11 protein-coding genes, 1 other RNA gene and 1 pseudogene are annotated in these 16,107 nt (G+C 60.5%); 9 read left to right on the top strand and 4 right to left on the bottom strand.

What is annotated here, in order from left to right; genetic code table 11:
• Positions 1–204: 204 nt before the first annotated feature.
• The 9 genes and pseudogenes from ssrA (at position 205) to DWW51_RS01315 (ending at position 10,328) form a co-directional block, all read left to right on the top strand.
• Positions 205–568: a transfer-messenger RNA gene (gene ssrA / locus DWW51_RS01355) on the top strand.
• Positions 569–1,186: 618 nt separating this feature from the next.
• Positions 1,187–2,065, top strand: a complete 879-nt coding sequence (locus tag DWW51_RS01350) for a patatin family protein (protein WP_055251009.1) — start codon at positions 1,187–1,189, stop codon at positions 2,063–2,065.
• 194 nt (positions 2,066–2,259) lie between these two features.
• On the top strand, positions 2,260–2,703 hold the full coding sequence (rplM, locus tag DWW51_RS01345; protein WP_022094635.1) for a 50S ribosomal protein L13: 444 nt from the start codon (positions 2,260–2,262) through the stop codon (positions 2,701–2,703).
• Positions 2,704–2,705: 2 nt separating this feature from the next.
• Positions 2,706–3,101, top strand: a complete 396-nt coding sequence (gene rpsI / locus DWW51_RS01340; protein ID WP_022094634.1) for a 30S ribosomal protein S9 — start codon at positions 2,706–2,708, stop codon at positions 3,099–3,101.
• A gap of 123 nt (positions 3,102–3,224) precedes the next feature.
• Positions 3,225–4,562 carry a phosphoglucosamine mutase gene (gene glmM / locus DWW51_RS01335; protein ID WP_117640103.1) on the top strand — a complete coding sequence of 446 codons (1,338 nt, stop codon included), beginning with the start codon at positions 3,225–3,227 and terminating at the stop codon, positions 4,560–4,562.
• Between the two features lie 100 nt (positions 4,563–4,662).
• Positions 4,663–5,130, top strand: a complete 468-nt coding sequence (locus tag DWW51_RS01330; protein ID WP_316242586.1) for a PTS glucose transporter subunit IIA — start codon at positions 4,663–4,665, stop codon at positions 5,128–5,130.
• 272 nt (positions 5,131–5,402) lie between these two features.
• The gene (gene nagB, locus DWW51_RS01325; RefSeq protein WP_055251013.1) at positions 5,403–6,131 is read left to right on the top strand and encodes a glucosamine-6-phosphate deaminase; all 729 of its coding nucleotides are present in this window, start codon (positions 5,403–5,405) and stop codon (positions 6,129–6,131) included.
• Between the two features lie 212 nt (positions 6,132–6,343).
• Positions 6,344–6,793, top strand: a pseudogene (tnpA, locus tag DWW51_RS01320) (IS200/IS605 family transposase); the annotation flags it as partial.
• A 535-nt stretch (positions 6,794–7,328) separates the two neighbouring features.
• Entirely contained in the window at positions 7,329–10,328 is a 3,000-nt protein-coding gene (locus DWW51_RS01315; protein WP_117773114.1) for a BTAD domain-containing putative transcriptional regulator, read from the top strand.
• 69 nt (positions 10,329–10,397) lie between these two features.
• On the opposite strand, the gene DWW51_RS01310 is transcribed toward DWW51_RS01315, so the two are convergent.
• The 4 genes from DWW51_RS01310 to DWW51_RS01295 form a co-directional block, all read right to left on the bottom strand.
• Positions 10,398–10,697, bottom strand: a complete 300-nt coding sequence (locus DWW51_RS01310; protein WP_006234690.1) for a YhbY family RNA-binding protein — start codon at positions 10,695–10,697, stop codon at positions 10,398–10,400.
• Positions 10,698–10,855: 158 nt separating this feature from the next.
• Positions 10,856–11,581 carry a methyltransferase domain-containing protein gene (locus DWW51_RS01305; protein WP_117640107.1) on the bottom strand — a complete coding sequence of 242 codons (726 nt, stop codon included), beginning with the start codon at positions 11,579–11,581 and terminating at the stop codon, positions 10,856–10,858.
• Between the two features lie 484 nt (positions 11,582–12,065).
• On the bottom strand, positions 12,066–13,430 hold the full coding sequence (locus DWW51_RS01300) for a PFL family protein (RefSeq protein ID WP_035136908.1): 1,365 nt from the start codon (positions 13,428–13,430) through the stop codon (positions 12,066–12,068).
• A 108-nt stretch (positions 13,431–13,538) separates the two neighbouring features.
• Positions 13,539–16,097: a homocysteine S-methyltransferase family protein gene (locus tag DWW51_RS01295; RefSeq protein WP_197032123.1), complete on the bottom strand. Its 2,559-nt coding sequence runs from the start codon at positions 16,095–16,097 to the stop codon at positions 13,539–13,541.
• Positions 16,098–16,107: the final 10 nt, after the last annotated feature.

The following is a 16,107-nucleotide window of genomic DNA, read 5'->3' as shown; positions in this document are numbered from 1 at the left end:
AAATATACGTGACGCGATCGGTAACAAAAGTGCGAAGTGCGGCGCACATTGGGGTCTTCACAGCTCGTGCATAGAACAGCTGTCCGCTTTCAGAACGTGGTAAGATAACACTCCACAAGCGGGGCTCGCCCCGTATGTTCCTTGAAAAGTCGACGGTTATCGGGTGTTTGCAGGCCCGATACCATCCAGACTTTCCCGACATTCGGGGGCGACTGGTTTCGACACGATAGCTCTGAGAGAGGAAGCAAGCCGAGGTCTCCTCGCCTCGTTAAACAGGGGTACCGTCAAATTGAATTGACAACAACTCTTCTTTTGAGCCTATGGCTCTCGCTGCTTAATTTATAGCGGCGCGTCAACCCGGTGATTTCCCCGACACCGGCGCGACGTCATCTTAGGGGAATGCTCCTGCGCACGTAATCGGTATGGCGCGGGCTAAGACCGAACCGGTTAGGACGTCGCGAGCGTGTCGCTGCGCGCAAGGCGTCCGAGACTAAACCAGCGACTGAGCTTGGAGATGCCAATCAAGGGGCTTTCGTGGACCGGAGTTCGATTCTCCGCGCCTCCACCATAAGTAACAGGCAGGTAGATATTCGTATCTACCTGTCTTTTTATTTCTAGTCCGTACCGCGGAGAATCGAACTCTGTGCAGGGCGCGGGCGTTAAGCAAACGCGAAGCGTTTGTAGCCCGCGGGCGAGGGCGGCGGCAGCCGGCCGAAGCCGGTGCGTATTTGCGAAGCAAATACGCGGATTCTTCGCGCAAAGCCTAAGCCCAATATAGATGCGATGTTTATCGAATTTCAGCTGGCCTCGCCCAGCATCAACGGATCCCCCGTACCGCGGAGAATCGAACTCTATGCAGGGCGCGGGCGTAAAGAAAACGCCTCAGTGACGCAGAGTGGGACGCGTTTTCCCAATGACTGCCCAGGCGGAAACCGCATCCCGGAATCTAAGCTCGGAATGGGATACATTTTCCGGATGACGCCTCAAGTGGAAGCTGCGACCCGGAATCGAGCCGTAGAGTGGGACATGCTTTCCCCATGGCAACCCAGGCGGAAAGCGCATCCCGGAATCGCCCCTCAGAACGGGACGTGCTTTCCGCCAGCCGCCCCCTCAACTCCAAAACCCATGCGCCCTCCATCCCAAAACTGGGTAGAAGAAAGTCAAAACGCAATCGCAGGAGGTCAATATGACTGCAGAAGATAAGGCAAAGAACGCCGGCAAGGTCGCGCTCGTCTTGGAGGGTGGCAGTTTTCGTGGGCAGTTTACCGCCGGCGTGCTCGACGTTCTCATGGAGGCCGGTGTCGAAATTCCGGCGGTATATGGCGTATCGGCCGGTGCGCTCAACGGCGTCAACTACAAGTCACACCAGATCGGTCGCGTCAATCGCATCAACCTGACCTTCTGCAATGACAACCGCTACATGGGTGCCGCATCCTTCGCATCCACGGGCTCCATCGTGGGTTACGACTTTATCTTCAACGATATCCAGGACCGCCTGGATCCCTTTGACAACGAGGCGTTCGACGCGAGCCCCATCGAGATGTACGCCGTCGCGACGGACATGCTGTTTGGAACCGCTGCCTACCTGCCGGTCAAAAGCGCCGTGCTCGACCTCGATGCTGTGCGCGCCTCCACCTCGCTGCCGCTGGTGACGCCGCCGGTCGAGATCGACGGGCACAAATACGTCGACGGCGGCGTGGCCGATTCGGTTCCTATCGAGCATGTGCTCGAGGAGGCGGGCTTCGACCGTGCGGTCGTCATCGTCACCCAGGACCGCTCGTACGAGAAAAAGCCCTACGAGTTTATGCCTGCCGCGCGCGCCCGCTATGCCGACTACCCCTACCTGCTCGAGGCTATCGAGACGCGCCACGACCGCTATAACCTCCAGCGCATGCACCTGTGGAAGTATGAGCGCGAGGGCCGCGCGCTGGTCATCGCTCCGCAAAAGCCGGTCGAGGTCGGCCATGTCGAGCACGATCCGGCAAAGCTTTTGGACCTGTATATCCAGGGCCGTCAGGAGGCAAAGCGCCTGCTCGCGGAAATCCAAGAGTTCGTTGAGCGCTAGCGACGGCGAACCCTCAAAAAATGACAACAGCTAAAGAGTTGGAAAAATCACGGCTCGTGGATGACATGTGCAGAAACTCTGGTCGGAGCCAAAATACCTGTTGACTCGTACGGCGAGCGGGGTAATATGGACGGGTTACTTGCAGAGCCCCGTGAATCTCTGTAACAACACGTACTGTACATGGAGGAGTCTAAGTGATTTCGAAATCGACTCACTACGCCAAGCAGGGCGAGGTCCAGCGCAACTGGGTTCTCGTCGACGCCGATGGTGCTGTCCTGGGCCGTCTTGCCACCCAGATCGCAATGATCCTGCGCGGTAAGAACAAGCCCCAGTTCACGCCCAACAGCGACTGCGGCGACTTCGTTGTCGTCATCAACGCCGATAAGGTCCAGCTTACCGGTAACAAGGCCGACACGAAGACCTATTATCGCCACAGCGGCTACAACGGCGGCCTCAAGGCTGAGAGCTTCCGCCAGGCTATGGAGAAGCACCCGGAGAAGGTCATCGAGCGCGCCGTTCGCGGTATGCTGCCCAAGACCACCCTCGGCCGTGCCCAGATGACCAAGCTTAAGGTCTACGCTGGTGCCGAGCATCCGCATGCTGCCCAGAACCCCACGAAGATTGAGCTGGAGGCTTAAAGATGGCTGAGAACACCGTTGTCTACCAGGGTACCGGCCGTCGTAAGAACGCCGTCGCCCGCGTCCGTCTCGTCCCCGGCACCGGCAAGGTGACCATCAACAAGCGTGACGCCGAGCAGTATTTCGGCCGTCATCAGCTCGTTGAGAACGCCCTTGCTCCCTTCAAGGTGACCGACACCGCCGGTCAGTTCGACGTTATCGCTCTGTGCGATGGCGGCGGCATCTCCGGTCAGTCCGGCGCTCTGCGTCTGGGCATCGCTCGCGCTCTTCTGAACGCTGGCGACTACCGTGCTGACCTCAAGAAGGCCGGTTTCCTTACGCGCGATGCTCGCGTGGTCGAGCGCAAGAAGTACGGCCTCAAGAAGGCCCGCCGCGCTCCCCAGTTCTCCAAGCGCTAAGGTTTTATCTCCTTTCGAGATACAATGTACAAGCGGGGCCTGCCGATTCCTCGGCGGGTCCCGCTTTTCTTTTTCGACTAGGGTGGGCGGTTGTATATCGCCTGCTAGGGAAGGAGCGATCCTATGCCCCAGAACATCTTCGGTACCGACGGCGTCCGTGGCGTCGCCAATGCCGACCTCTCGTGCGACCTCGCGTTTCGCCTGGGCCGCGCGGCGACCAAGTTCCTTGGCCCGGACATCTGCATCGGCCGCGACACGCGTCTTTCGGGTACCATGCTCGAGAGTGCTCTGACCGCTGGCATTATGGCAGAGGGCGGCCGTCCGCATTGCTGCGGCGTTATCCCTACGCCGGCCGTGGCGCTGCTCACCGTCCAAAACGAGCTCGACGGCGGCATCGTCATCTCTGCTTCGCATAATCCGCCGGAGTTCAACGGCATCAAGTTCTTTAGCCGCAAGGGTATGAAGCTTCCCGATGCTGTCGAGGAAGAGATCAGCGCCTGGGTCATGTCCGAGGAGGCCATGGCTGCCGACACGCTGCCGACCGGTGCCGGCGTGGGCCACATTATCAAGATGAAAGACGCCCGCAAGGCCTATGTCGATCATGCCATCAGCACGCTCGACGGCCTTAAGCTCGATGGCCTGGTTGTTGCCGTCGACTGCGGCCACGGTGCTTCCTGCCAGACCACGCCCGCTGCGCTGCAGCGCCTGGGCGCCACGGTCCATGCCATCAACACTGATTACTGCGGCACCGACATTAACGTTGAGTGCGGCTCCACTCACCTTGAGCCCCTGCGCGAGCTCGTGCTGCGCACCCACGCCGATATCGGCCTGGCCCACGACGGCGACGCCGACCGCGTGCTGTTCGTCGACGGCGAGGGCAATGAGATCGACGGTGACTACATCCTGGCTATCTGCGGTTCTGACCTCGCCGCCCGCGGCAAGCTCGCCAACTCCGAGATCGTCTCGACCGTCATGTGCAACCTTGGCTTCTCCATCGCTATGAAGGAGCAGGGCTTCGAGATGGTTCAGACCGCCGTGGGGGACCGCTACGTTTTGGAGCGCATGCTCGCGGATGGCGCCGTCATCGGCGGCGAACAGTCCGGCCACATCATCTTCCTGGAGCACAACACCACCGGTGACGGCCTGGTGACGGCTCTGCAGCTGCTGGCCGTGCTCAAGCGCACCGGTCGTACCCTCACTGATCTTGCCGGCATCATGAAGAAGTACCCGCAGGTACTCGTCAACGTGCATTCCGACAACAAGGCCGGCCTGGACGATTGCCAGCCCATCTGGGATGCCGTCGCTGCCGCCGAGAAGGAGCTTGACGGCCGCGGCCGCATTCTGGTGCGCCCGAGCGGTACCGAGCCGCTGGTCCGCGTGATGGCCGAGGCCGAGACGCACGAGCTGACCCAGCGCGTTGTCGACGACATCGTCGAGGTTGTCAAGCGCGAACTTCCCTAATGGTCAAAAACGGGTGCCAAGTGGTAAACTGTTAAGGTTATTTGATTGATTGGTATGTCCGAGGGGGAGCATGTTCACTAAAGTCCTAAGGTCTTTTGGTATGCGTGGTCGAGTCCTTACGCTGGATGCTCCCATCTCGGGCGACGTCATTCCGCTCTCCGAGGTAAACGACCAGACGTTTGCCACCGGCCTTTTGGGCCAGGGCGTGGCGATTCAGCCTACCGGCACGCGTGTGATTGCGCCGGCAGACGCCAAGGTCGAGGCCATTTTTCCCACGGGTCACGCCGTTGCGCTCAACACGGTCGATGGCCTAGACGTGCTCATCCACGTTGGTTTGGACACTGTTCAGCTTGAGGGCAAGCATTTTAGCGTGCATGCACAGGTGGGCGATGTCGTCCATAAGGGTGACGTGCTCATCGAGTTCGATCGCGAGGCAATTGCTGCCGAGGGCTACGATGTGACGGTTCCCATCTTGGTGTGCAACTCCGTTGAGTTCTCGAGTATCAAGGGCTCCGTTGGTGCGCATGTCGAAGAGATGGACCAGCTCATCGTTGCTCGCGAGCGCTAGCAAGTGCACGTGGCCATTAGCCTACAATTCAAACACGTTTATGGAGGGCGCCCTTGAAAGAGGGCGCCCTCCGTGGCAAGATGGGATTTGTCCGAAGCTAAACGGCTTTGGGTCACCGTGGACGGGCAGGGGCCTCGACGCGGCTAGACACGAGACACATACATTACGCGACCTCGCCCTGGTGGCCGCACACGTTGGTTGCGGCCGACGCGGGCCGCGGGCAAGTGCTTGTAAGGGGAGCCTTGCCTCTCTTGTACGAGAAAGGACGCGTAATGAAGATCATTAAAGCTAAAGACTACGAGGATATGAGCCGCAAGGCCGCCAATATCATCTCGGCGCAGGTTATCCTCAAGCCCGATTGCGTGCTGGGTCTTGCCACCGGCTCCACCCCGATCGGTGCCTACAAGCAGCTCGCTGCTTGGTACGAGAAGGGCGACGTCGACTTTGCCGAGGTCAGCACCTACAACCTGGACGAGTATCGCGGCCTTTCGCACGACGATCCCCAGAGCTATCACTACTTCATGCGTGAGAACTTCTTCGATCACATCAACATCGACCTGAACAACACGCATGTGCCCGACGGTTCCAACCCCGACGCCGCCGCTGCCTGCTCTGAGTACGACAAGATCGTCGCCGCCGCCGGTTACCCGGATCTGCAGCTGCTCGGCATTGGCAACAACGGCCACATCGGTTTCAACGAGCCCGATGACCACTTCTCCAAGGGCACGCACTGCGTCGACCTCACCGAGAGCACCATTCAGGCCAACAGCCGCCTGTTCGACAGCATCGACGATGTTCCCCGTCAGGCCTACACCATGGGTACCCAGACCATCATGTATGCCCGCATGATCCTAGTCGTCGCCAACGGCGAGGCCAAGGCTCAGGCCGTGCATGACATGTGCTATGGTCCGGTTACGCCCGCGTGCCCGGCTTCGATCCTGCAGCTGCACACCAACTGCGTTGTCGTTGCCGACGAGGCCGCCCTTTCGCTCTGCGAGTAGCGCGAATCCTGCATCTCGACATAGCCTTGCCTAAGGCCTCCGCTTTGCGGGGGCCTTTTTGTTTTCAAGACTTTAGTCTGCTGGCCGCGCAGCGGCCAGCTTTAAACCACCCGCTACGCGGGTGGAGACAAACGGCTTTACAAAGCCACCCCTCCGACCGATATTGACGATTGTTCAGGCCGTCAAGAATTCGAGTCGAAGGGGTGGTCGCCATGGCCCAGAAGGCCTACAGCCTTTCCCACACGAAGTGGATGTGCAAGTACCACATCGCGTTCACGCCGAAGTATAGGCGCAAAGTGATCTACAACCAAATCAGGAGCGACATAGGGGAGATCCTCAGGAAGCTGTGCGAGTACAAGGGGATCGAGATAATCGAGGGGCACCTGATGCCCGACCACGTGCACGTGCTGCTGGCGATCCCGCCGAAGTACAGCGTCGCGAGCGTCATGGGCTACCTGAAGGGGAAGAGCTCGCTGATGATATTCGACAGGCACGCCAACCTCAAGTACAAGTTCGGCAACAGGAAGTTCTGGGCGGAGGGCTACTACGTGTCCACCGTCGGCCTGAACGAGGCGACGATCGCCAAGTACATCAGGGAGCAGGAGTCCCACGACATCGCGCTGGACAAGCTGAGCGTGAAGGAGTACGAGGACCCCTTCAAGAGGAGGTTATCCTGCCGGTTCGACCGGCGCGCCACGGGTCAAGATGCACTAGGCCTGGATGAAGTCCGGGCCCGCGCCTTTAGACGCGAGCCCGGGGCCCGTGGGTTATACCCTAAGAGCAAACCACCCTTTTTAAGGGTGGTTCTGATTATCCCTCTCCGCCCGCTTGACCAAAATCTTGCCGCAAGCTTGACGAATGCCGGATGCCCAACAGCTTGATTCATTCCATACCAGATTCTATGCAAAAATGCCACTAAAAGGTCGTAGACGGTAGCGGGTGCTAGGCGAGTTGAATGACATAGCTGAACCTTGTTCATTTGCGTTACACTGCCGCTTAGATGGGACAAGCTGACAAGCTCATTTACCTGCTTAAAGACCGATTAGTCGGGGGATTAATAACAATCGGCCCTCGCTGTACAAAAACTTGCCGCTTGCGTACCAAAAGACAACCTAAAACACAAGGTCGCTCTATTCATAGCGCGGCTTGTATGGTCTTGCGGCTACAGTGTCCATACGGTCGAGTTGAGGAGCGGGCATGGTAAACGATTTGAGCGGTATAGACGACCTCGAGCTGATGCCGCTGGGCGGAGGCTATATGGTGCGACGCGAACGCTTGATGAATGAGCTTATCACCAAGGGCCGAAAGGCCGGCATCGTGGTTCTTTATGCGCCCGACGGGTTTGGGAAGACCTCGGTGCTGCTGCAGTACACCCATGAGGTTAAATGCGACCCGACGCGAGGCCCCGTGCGGATTATCGAGGCCGATCGCGCCATTGGGCGCGAGGTGTTTATGCAGCTCGAGGTGGTTACCGAAGAACTCAAAGACAAACCGCACTCCCTTATCGCGATTGATAATGTGCCAAACCTCGATCAGCACGATACCGAAGACCTCATCGACAGGATTCGCGGCCTGCGCGCTATGGGGGTGGGGGTCTTTATCTCCTGCCGTCCTTCAAATCGTCAACTGATTCATGGGCTGGGCGATTCGGTTAAGATCAATGCGCAGATGCTCAAGGTGCATGCCTATGAGTATTCGGCGTGGGCATCGGCGTTTTCGATCAGCACATCGCTCGACTTTTATCAGCTCACGCAGGGCGTGCCCGAGCTCGTTTCGGCATTGCAGACGGGTCTGTATGGCCAAGGCGACGTAGCCGGTCTGCTCGAAAACGAGATTGTCAACGTATATGGCGCGGCACTTGTCGACCTGGCTTCGCTCGACAATAATGCACTGTTTTGCGTGGCATGTCTCATGATTTTGATGGGCGAGGGCAATATCGCAGAACTCGAGGCTTGCGGGGTGAGGCTATCGATGGTCGACCAGTCCTACTTCGTACGCGACTACCCGATCTTTGGCTTGGACCCCGCCGAGCGGAGTTTTACGTGTCTGGGCACGGAGGATAACGGACGCTTGCGTTTGCGTAAGTTGGTGGCCGAGGTTCGCCCCGAACTTGTTCCGAGGGCGGCCCGGATTTTGCTTAAGGCGGGCCGATGCGATGCGGCGATGGGCCTGGCGGACGCCTTTTTGGACCGTGGAGCGGTCCTTGAACTTGCTGGGCAGTATGGGGTCGATCTTGCTCTGACGGGGCACGGGGCCGATATCTGCCGAGCAGCGCTGGGTACGATCGATGCCGACGATCCGGCTCCAGAGCCAACGCCTGCCGAGGCGCTCGGCGTGTATTTGGCAGCGGTCAGCGTGTCCAATACAAAGCTCGCTCGCTATATGGCATCGGTCATCGAGCGCGGGGGCGAACGGGCGGCCTGCGAAATAGACCCTGTTTCATGGAGAGTGGCCCAGACACTGACGGCTGTTTGCTATGGGGACAACGGGCTTGGGCTTCCTACGAACCTGGCCGTGCCAGAAATCGAGACATCCCATACCGCACTCGATATGTTGTCCGCGCATATCGAGGTCAAGCGCTGCCTGACCGAGCGGGGAGATGACGGCGGCGTTCTACAGCAGCTCAAAACGAGCAAGGCCTACGACTGTGAGCTCGACATCGCGGGGATTGTTATACGGGCCGATAGCATGCTGGTGGAGCTCTTTGACGGGTCGTTTACGGGAACCGACGAGCGCGACGACGAGATGACGGTGGTGCGGGAGGCGCTCGACGTGCGTGGGCTTAAGGCGATGGCTATCTGGGTGCGCATGGTGTTGGCGGCACGGCGGCTCCTTTCCGGCCTGCCGGTAACCGACGACGCGGCGTTCAACGAGCTCGATCGTTTTGCCGTGCGCATGCGCGACAACCAGATTCAGCTGTTTGGCCTGTTGCTAGAAGGCTGGCAGTCGCTGGCAGAGGGACGGCCGGTTAATGCAAAGTTCCGTGCGGTCCAAGTGCTCAAACTTGCCGAGGAGTCGATTGCGTACATGCGCGATAACGCATTGCTGCTGGAGCGCGCGGCGTATCTGCGTAACACCTCGATGGTTTCGGTACGCGAGGAAGCGGAGTTGCTCGATATAAGCCAGACGCAGGTTGGTGGTGCAGAAGCCTGGATGGTGGCGCTGCATTTGGCTTGCGCGGGGCGAGATAGCGATCTCGCGGCCTGGATGTCCATGAATCGCGCGGGGATTCTGGAACCATCGTATCGGCTCTTTGCGCGCCTTGCCATGCATTGTCTGGGCGAGCCGGCGACCAGGATTCGCAAGAAGCTTCCCGTGCGCGAGCTGTCGCGGTACTCGCTGCGCGACGATTTGGAAGGGGAAGGCGAGCGCCTGTTCCAGGCTGGCGAGGTTGAAGCCGTTGATACCATCGACCATATCGAGATTCGCATGTTTGGTGCGTTCCGCGCCGAGCGCGACGGGTTTCCCATCACGGACAAAATGTGGCGCCGCAAGAAGGCGGCGACGCTTGCCGAGCGGCTTGCACTGGGCATGGATGCGCTCGTCGACCGCGAGACGCTGGCAATGGAGTTGTGGCCCCATGCCGAGTTCAATAGCGCCCGCAACAACCTGTACTCGACGATATCGCGCTTGCGGTCGGCTTTGGGACCGACGCCGGATGGCAAGTCGTGTGTGCTCATCCAAAATGAATGCATCGGACTCAACGGTGACTACGTCAAGACCGATGTACGGCTGTTTGACCAGATAAGCCGCGAGGTTTTGGGAAATCGCACGGGTGCGCGCGGGCCCCATCTGGTCGAGTTGTGCCTTAAGATTGAGCAACTTTATGCCGGACCGCTGCATGTGCCCAATGGCTGTAACCCCACCTACTTTTTGCGTATGCGACGCATTATGGAATCGAAGTATATCGACTGCATGATTCGGGGCGCGAATGCCGCCCTAGAAGAAAACGACCTGCAGTCGGCGGTATGGCTGGTGGAGTCGGGGCTGCGGCAAGAGACGGCGCGTGAGGATATGGTGCGCTGCGCCATGCGCGTCTACAGTGCGGCGGGGCGGCGGCGCGATATCGTCGAGCTGTACAGCGGGCATATGCATCATCTGAGGGAGCAGGTCAATGGCGTGCCCGAGCCCGAGACGCGGCGTCTATACGAGCGCTTGGTGGAGGGGCGGCTCAATCGCGTGCTGGTCGAGCGATAAAAAACGGGCGTCCGAAGTACTTGGGCACCCGTAAGCTTGCTATGTGTTCGCTCGCCGGATCATTGGCTCTTAGACGAGCTTGATCTTCTCAATGTCCTTGCGCGAGGACTCGCGATACAGCGAGAACTTGCGGCCGATGACCTGGACGACCTCGGCGTGGCAACGCTCAGCGAGCTCTTCGGCGGCCTCGCGGGCGGAAAGACTGGAGCCATCGAGCACGGAGCACTTAACGAGCTCGTGCTTCTCCAGGTAGGCGACCGTCTGCTCGACGGTGCCCTCGTTGACATCGGACTTACCGATGATGATAGCGGGGTTGAGGTGATGGGCCATGCTGCGAAGCTGCTTGACCTGTGCTCCTGTCAGTGCCATGGGTTCTCGCTTTCTATGTATGGGGCGCCCCGCGACGGGGCCTTAATCTACGTGAGCTGTCCCACGATAGCGCAGGAACGGCGCGGTGTGGAGCGCGTTTGCCCAGTTCAAAAAGAATGCGGATGCCGAGGTGATGGGCAGTGCGGGCTGTGAACGGGCTACGAGCGGGATTCAGAGACCGGTTCCCATACAATAAACGCCCAGCGAACCTTACGGATATGGTCGAGCATATAGCGCCCCTGCGGCACGCCCTTGGAGCCCGGCTCGCCGGCATGGGGGTTTTCGATCATGTGCTGAGCGATATAGTCGCGCAGGCGGTCGATCTTATCCTCGTTGCCATGCTCGAGCATACGGGAAAAATCCGCCACGCCTGCCTCAAGGCTATCGAAGGTATCGCGACGAGGCGATTCAAAGTATGTAACCTGCGGCAGGGCACCCATCTGAATGAGGATGTTGAAGGCGTACACAAAGCCATTGCTGCAGGTAACCGAGGCGCCGATAGCGTTCATCAAGTGCAGGTCATAGCGCGGGCTGGAGTTGGCGACCATTGTGACAGCACAACGCCGACGAGCCGTACGGTCGAGCTTGGCAAGCGCACCTTTTAGATTGGTCGTCGTAACCGACCGACTGGCAAAGGCAACATCCACCGCTTTCGCGACCGGTCCAACCAAATCCCAATCATCATCCCAAGCAAGCTCAAGCGGTGTAATGCGATTCTCGAGCCCATAGTACTCAATGCCAGCATCAAGCGTGCCCAACATGGCAGGGGAAAAGTCAGCAGCAATCACAGGATGTCCGTCTTGCGCAAGCGGAATAGCAATCGACCCAGCCCCACACCCCATATCCAGCACCGACTCACCAGGCTTTAACGCCAACAGCTTCATAAAGTCCCGGGCATACGGGGCAGTCTCAAGCGGCCGAAAATGCCGAGCCCTTTTATCCCACTCAAAAGAATCATCAGCCCGCCGCCGACCAGCCTGCAAGCGCATCCATTCCTCATTCCAATCCGCAGAAAGCAGCTCAGATTGAATTACACCATCAGCCACGGGCCAACCTCCTAGCAACAAAAAAGCGACTCCTCCCAAAAGAAGAGCCGCAACCAGCATATATCAGAAAAAGAACCGTTCCAACGCCAAACCGCCATACCAGCAAAGTAGGGCAGAAGCGAAGCGACTGCCAAAGGGATAGAACCCAACTGAGGTCCCGTTGTGCGGGAGCCCCGGGGAGGGCAAATATATAAGGTCGATCGCGAGTTCCGCACGAGCCGGAGAGCACTTAATGTGCTCTCCGTGCGAGTCAGGACTGTCCGAGCAGGCGACCTTATATGTCTGCCGCCCGGCGGCGGGGCTCCTCGCCAGTCCCCCTCAGCTAGTTCTTCAGCGAGTTCAGCGGCGCCGGGAAGCGTCCACCGCGATGGGCAAGCACGGTGCCGGCGTTGGGGTTCACCGGCATGATGGGTGCACGGCCAAACAGGCCGCCGTACTCGACGCAGTCGCCCACGCCCTTGCCGATGGCGGGGATCACGCGCACGGCCGTGGTCTTGTTGTTGATGACGCCGATGGCCATCTCGTCGGCGATGATGCCGGCGATGGTCTCGACCGGGGTGTCGCCGGGGATGGCGATCATGTCCAGGCCAACGGAGCACACGCAGGTCATGGCCTCAAGCTTCTCGAGCGAAAGCGCGCCGGCCTCGACGGCGGCGATCATGCCGGCGTCCTCGGACACGGGGATGAAAGCGCCCGAGAGACCGCCCACGCTGGAGCTGGCCATGACGCCGCCCTTCTTGACGGCATCGTTGAGCATGGCGAGCGCGCAGGTCGTGCCCGGGCCACCGCAGGTGCCCACGCCGATGATCTCGAGGATGCGGGCAACGGAATCGCCGATGGCAGGCGTGGGAGCCAGCGACAGGTCGACAATGCCCTTCTCGACACCCAGACGATGGGCGGCCTCGCGGCTCATGAGCTCGCCGGCACGGGTGATCTTAAAGGCGGTCTGCTTAATCTTCTCGGCGACTTCCATCATCGATGCGGAATCGGGCAGCGTCTCCAGGGCTGCGGCCATAACGCCGGGGCCCGAGACGCCTACGTTGATGACGGCGTCGGCCTCGCCACCGCCGTGGACGGCGCCCGCCATAAACGGGGAGTCCTCGACCATGTTGGCAAAGCAGACAAACTTGGAAGCGCCGACGGAATCCTGGTCGGCCGTGAGTTTAGCGGCATCGATGATGGTCTGGGCGGCCATGAGCACGGCATCCATGTTGATACCGGCGCGCAGGCTGGCGACGTTGACGCTGGAGCAGACGCGGCTCGTGGTGGCGAGCGCCTGGGGGATGGACTGGATGACGCGGCGGTCGGCGTCGCCGATGCCCTTCTGGACGAGCGCGGAGAAGCCGCCCAGGTAATCGATGCCGAGCGTCTCGGCCGCGCGGTCGAGGGCGTGCGCGATGGGGGTGAGGTCCTCATCCTTGCAGCACGCGGCGATCTGGGCCACCGGGGTGACGGAAACGCGCTTGTTGACGATGGGGATACCGTACTCGCGCTCGAGGTTCTCGGCGGTCTCGACCAGATGCTCAGCCGTGTGCGTCACGTGGTCGTAGATCTTCGTGCACATGCGGTCGAGGTTCTCGTCACCGCAACCCATGAGCGAAACACCCATGGTGATGGTCCTGATGTCGAGGTTCTGCTCCTCAACCATGCCGCGGGTTTCCGCGATTTCTGCGGGCGTGATCGCCATCCTTGCGCTCCTATCTGCCAAAACGAGCATAGTCTTTTCTATTCTAACGTGCCGCACGTGCCAAGTGGCGCATGCGGCACGTTTTGGTGCTCGGTTGTTTCCGTTGTGTTACTGCCCAAAGACCTCTTCGGCGATACGAGCGCTTTCGGCGGCGTCCTTGGCGTAGTAGTCCGCGCCGATCTGCTTGGCGTATTCGGGGGTGAGCACGGCGCCGCCTACGATGATCTTGACGCCCGGAACCTCGGCATGGAGCAACTTGATGGTCTCTTCCATGGCGACGACCGTGGTGGTCATAAGCGCCGAGAGGCCGACGAGCTTGATGTCACGCTCCCGCACGGTCTTGAGCACCTCTTGCGGGTCGACGTCGCGGCCTAGGTCAAAGACGGTATAGCCGTAGTTATCGAGCAGCATCTTGACGATGTTCTTACCGATGTCGTGGATGTCGCCCTTGACGGTGGCCACGCAGATCTTGCCCTTGTCGGCGATCTCGCCGGCGGGCATCAGGCGCTTGATGGTGTCGAAGCCCACGCGTGCGGCTTCGGCCGAGGCCATAAGCTGCGGCAAGAAGAACTTGCCCTGGTCAAAGAGGACGCCAACCTCGTCGAGGGCGGGGATAAAGTGATTGTTGATGAGGTCCATGGCGTCGTGGTCTGCCAGCAGACGCTCGGTCTCGGCAGCGATCTCGCCTTTGCGGCCCGAGACGACCATGCGACGAATCGGGTCGTCGTTGCCGTCGGTGCCGTCGGTGCCGGCAGCGGGCACGGTGTCGGTCGATGCGGCCTGAGCTGCTGCCGGGTTGGCGGCGATCTTATACGGATCGGTCCAGCCGGCATAGCGCTCGATGTATCCGGTCGAGCCCTCGTCCTCAACGCTCAGGACGCGATAGCTGTAGACGGTATCCATAAAGCGCTTGGAGCCCGGGTTCATGATGGGGGCGTCCAGACCCGCGCCAAAAGCGGCGGCCAAAAAGACCGAACCCAGCAGCGGGCGAGCGGGCAGGCCAAAGCTGATGTTCGACACGCCGAGCGCGCATTTGACGCCCAGGCGCTCCTTGCACAGGGACATGGCGCGCAGGATCTGCTCGGCCTGGCGTTGATTGGTCGAGGCGGTCATGACCAGGCAGTCGATGAGGATGCGGTCCGGGCCAATGCCGTAGCGGGCGGCCTCGGCCACGATGCGCTCGGCGATGGCGAAGCGGGCCTCGGCGGTATCGGGGATGCCGCCTTCGTCGAGCGTAAGGCCGACGACGTTGGTGCCGTAGTGGGCAACCAACGGAAAGATCTCATCCATGATCTGCTGCTTGCCATTGACCGAGTTGATGATGGGCTTGCCGGCGTAGCGGCGCACGGCGGCTTCGACGGCTGCGGGGTCGGTGGAGTCGATCTGCAACGGCAGCAGCGTGGAACCCTGGAGCTGCTCGGTGGCCTGTTGGATAATCTTGACCTCGTCGATCTCGGGCAGGCCCACGTTGACGTCCAGGATGTCGGCGCCCTGCTCCTGCTGGCTGATGCCCTGGCTCACCACGTAGTCCAGATCGCCGTCGCGCAGGGCCTGCTGCAGGCGCTTTTTGCCGGTGGGATTGATGCGCTCGCCGATGACGGCAATCTTGTGGCCGTCGCAGGGAAGGTCCACCACAGTCTGGGCACTTGTGACCGACATGCTGGGCTTGCGGTGGCGCGGACTGGGCGTGTGGTTATCGATAAGCGTGCGCAAGGCGGCCATGTGCGCCGGCGTGGTGCCGCAGCAGCCGCCCACGACGCTCACGCCGTCCTCAATCATGCCGGCGACGGCTTTGGCGTATTCGGGGGCCTGGATGTCAAAGACGGTATTACCGTCGTCGTCCACGTGGGGCAGTCCCGCATTGGCCTGCACCATAACGGGTTTGTCCGTAACGGTGAGCATACGTGCGGCGAGCCCTCGGAGCTCGGCCGGTCCCTGGCTGCAGTTGATGCCCAAAACGTCGGCGCCGATGGCGTCGAGCGTGATGGCGGCCACCTCGGGACTCGTGCCCAGGAACGTGCGACCGTCTTCCTCAAAGGTCATGGTGGCAAAGACGGGCAGGTCGGAGTTCTCTCGGCAGGCGAGGACGGCCGCCTTGATCTCGGCAAGGTCGGTCATGGTCTCGATAATAAAGAGATCCACGCCCGCATCGACGCCGGCGCGCACTTCCTCGGCAAAGAGGTCGTAGGCCTCGTCAAAGCTGAGGGTGCCCAGGGGGCGCAGCAGGGCGCCGATGGGGCCGATGTCGCCGGCGACGTAGTGGGCGCCGGCCGCGCTGGCGCAAGAGACCGCGGCGGCAAAGACATCTGCCACGGTGGCGGCGCCATCGAGCTTGTGCGCGTTGGCGCCAAAGGTGTTGGCGGTGATCACATCGCAGCCGGCCTCGACGTACTGACGCTGGATGTCGGTGATGACCTGAGGCTCCTCAAAGTTGAGCAGCTCGGGCAGGGCGCCTGCCTTCATGCCGGCGGCCTGCAGCATGGTGCCCATGCCGCCGTCGAACAGCAGGTGCCCCGTGCCCTCGATGGCAGCGCGCAGGCGATCGTCCTTAATGCGAAGGTCGTCGATTGTGCGCGTCTTGTACGTGGCGCCATTGCGGCGTGCGGCATCAACGGGCGCCGCCAGCGCGGCACCGTCCAGATCATGAGTGATAAGCGGAGTAAACATCAATGAGCTC

It is taken from the genome of Collinsella sp. AF15-51, from assembly GCF_003462845.1.
Lineage (GTDB): Bacteria > Actinomycetota > Coriobacteriia > Coriobacteriales > Coriobacteriaceae > Collinsella.
The sequence above is the reverse complement of the archived record's forward strand: the minus strand, read 5'-3'. Positions and strand labels throughout refer to the sequence as shown.

Bases quoted from the DNA above. Each gene is read 5' to 3' on its own strand.
- DWW51_RS01310 (WP_006234690.1), bottom strand. From the start codon at position 10,697: ATGGCACTGACAGGAGCACAGGTCAAGCAGCTTCGCAGCATGGCCCAT.
- nagB (WP_055251013.1), top strand. From the start codon at position 5,403: ATGAAGATCATTAAAGCTAAAGACTACGAGGATATGAGCCGCAAGGCC.
- DWW51_RS01295 (WP_197032123.1), bottom strand. From the start codon at position 16,097: ATGTTTACTCCGCTTATCACTCATGATCTGGACGGTGCCGCGCTGGCG.
- DWW51_RS01315 (WP_117773114.1), top strand. From the start codon at position 7,329: ATGGTAAACGATTTGAGCGGTATAGACGACCTCGAGCTGATGCCGCTG.
- DWW51_RS01300 (WP_035136908.1), bottom strand. From the start codon at position 13,430: ATGGCGATCACGCCCGCAGAAATCGCGGAAACCCGCGGCATGGTTGAG.
- glmM (WP_117640103.1), top strand. From the start codon at position 3,225: ATGCCCCAGAACATCTTCGGTACCGACGGCGTCCGTGGCGTCGCCAAT.
- DWW51_RS01330 (WP_316242586.1), top strand. From the start codon at position 4,663: ATGCGTGGTCGAGTCCTTACGCTGGATGCTCCCATCTCGGGCGACGTC.
- DWW51_RS01305 (WP_117640107.1), bottom strand. From the start codon at position 11,581: ATGAAGCTGTTGGCGTTAAAGCCTGGTGAGTCGGTGCTGGATATGGGG.
- rpsI (WP_022094634.1), top strand. From the start codon at position 2,706: ATGGCTGAGAACACCGTTGTCTACCAGGGTACCGGCCGTCGTAAGAAC.
- DWW51_RS01350 (WP_055251009.1), top strand. From the start codon at position 1,187: ATGACTGCAGAAGATAAGGCAAAGAACGCCGGCAAGGTCGCGCTCGTC.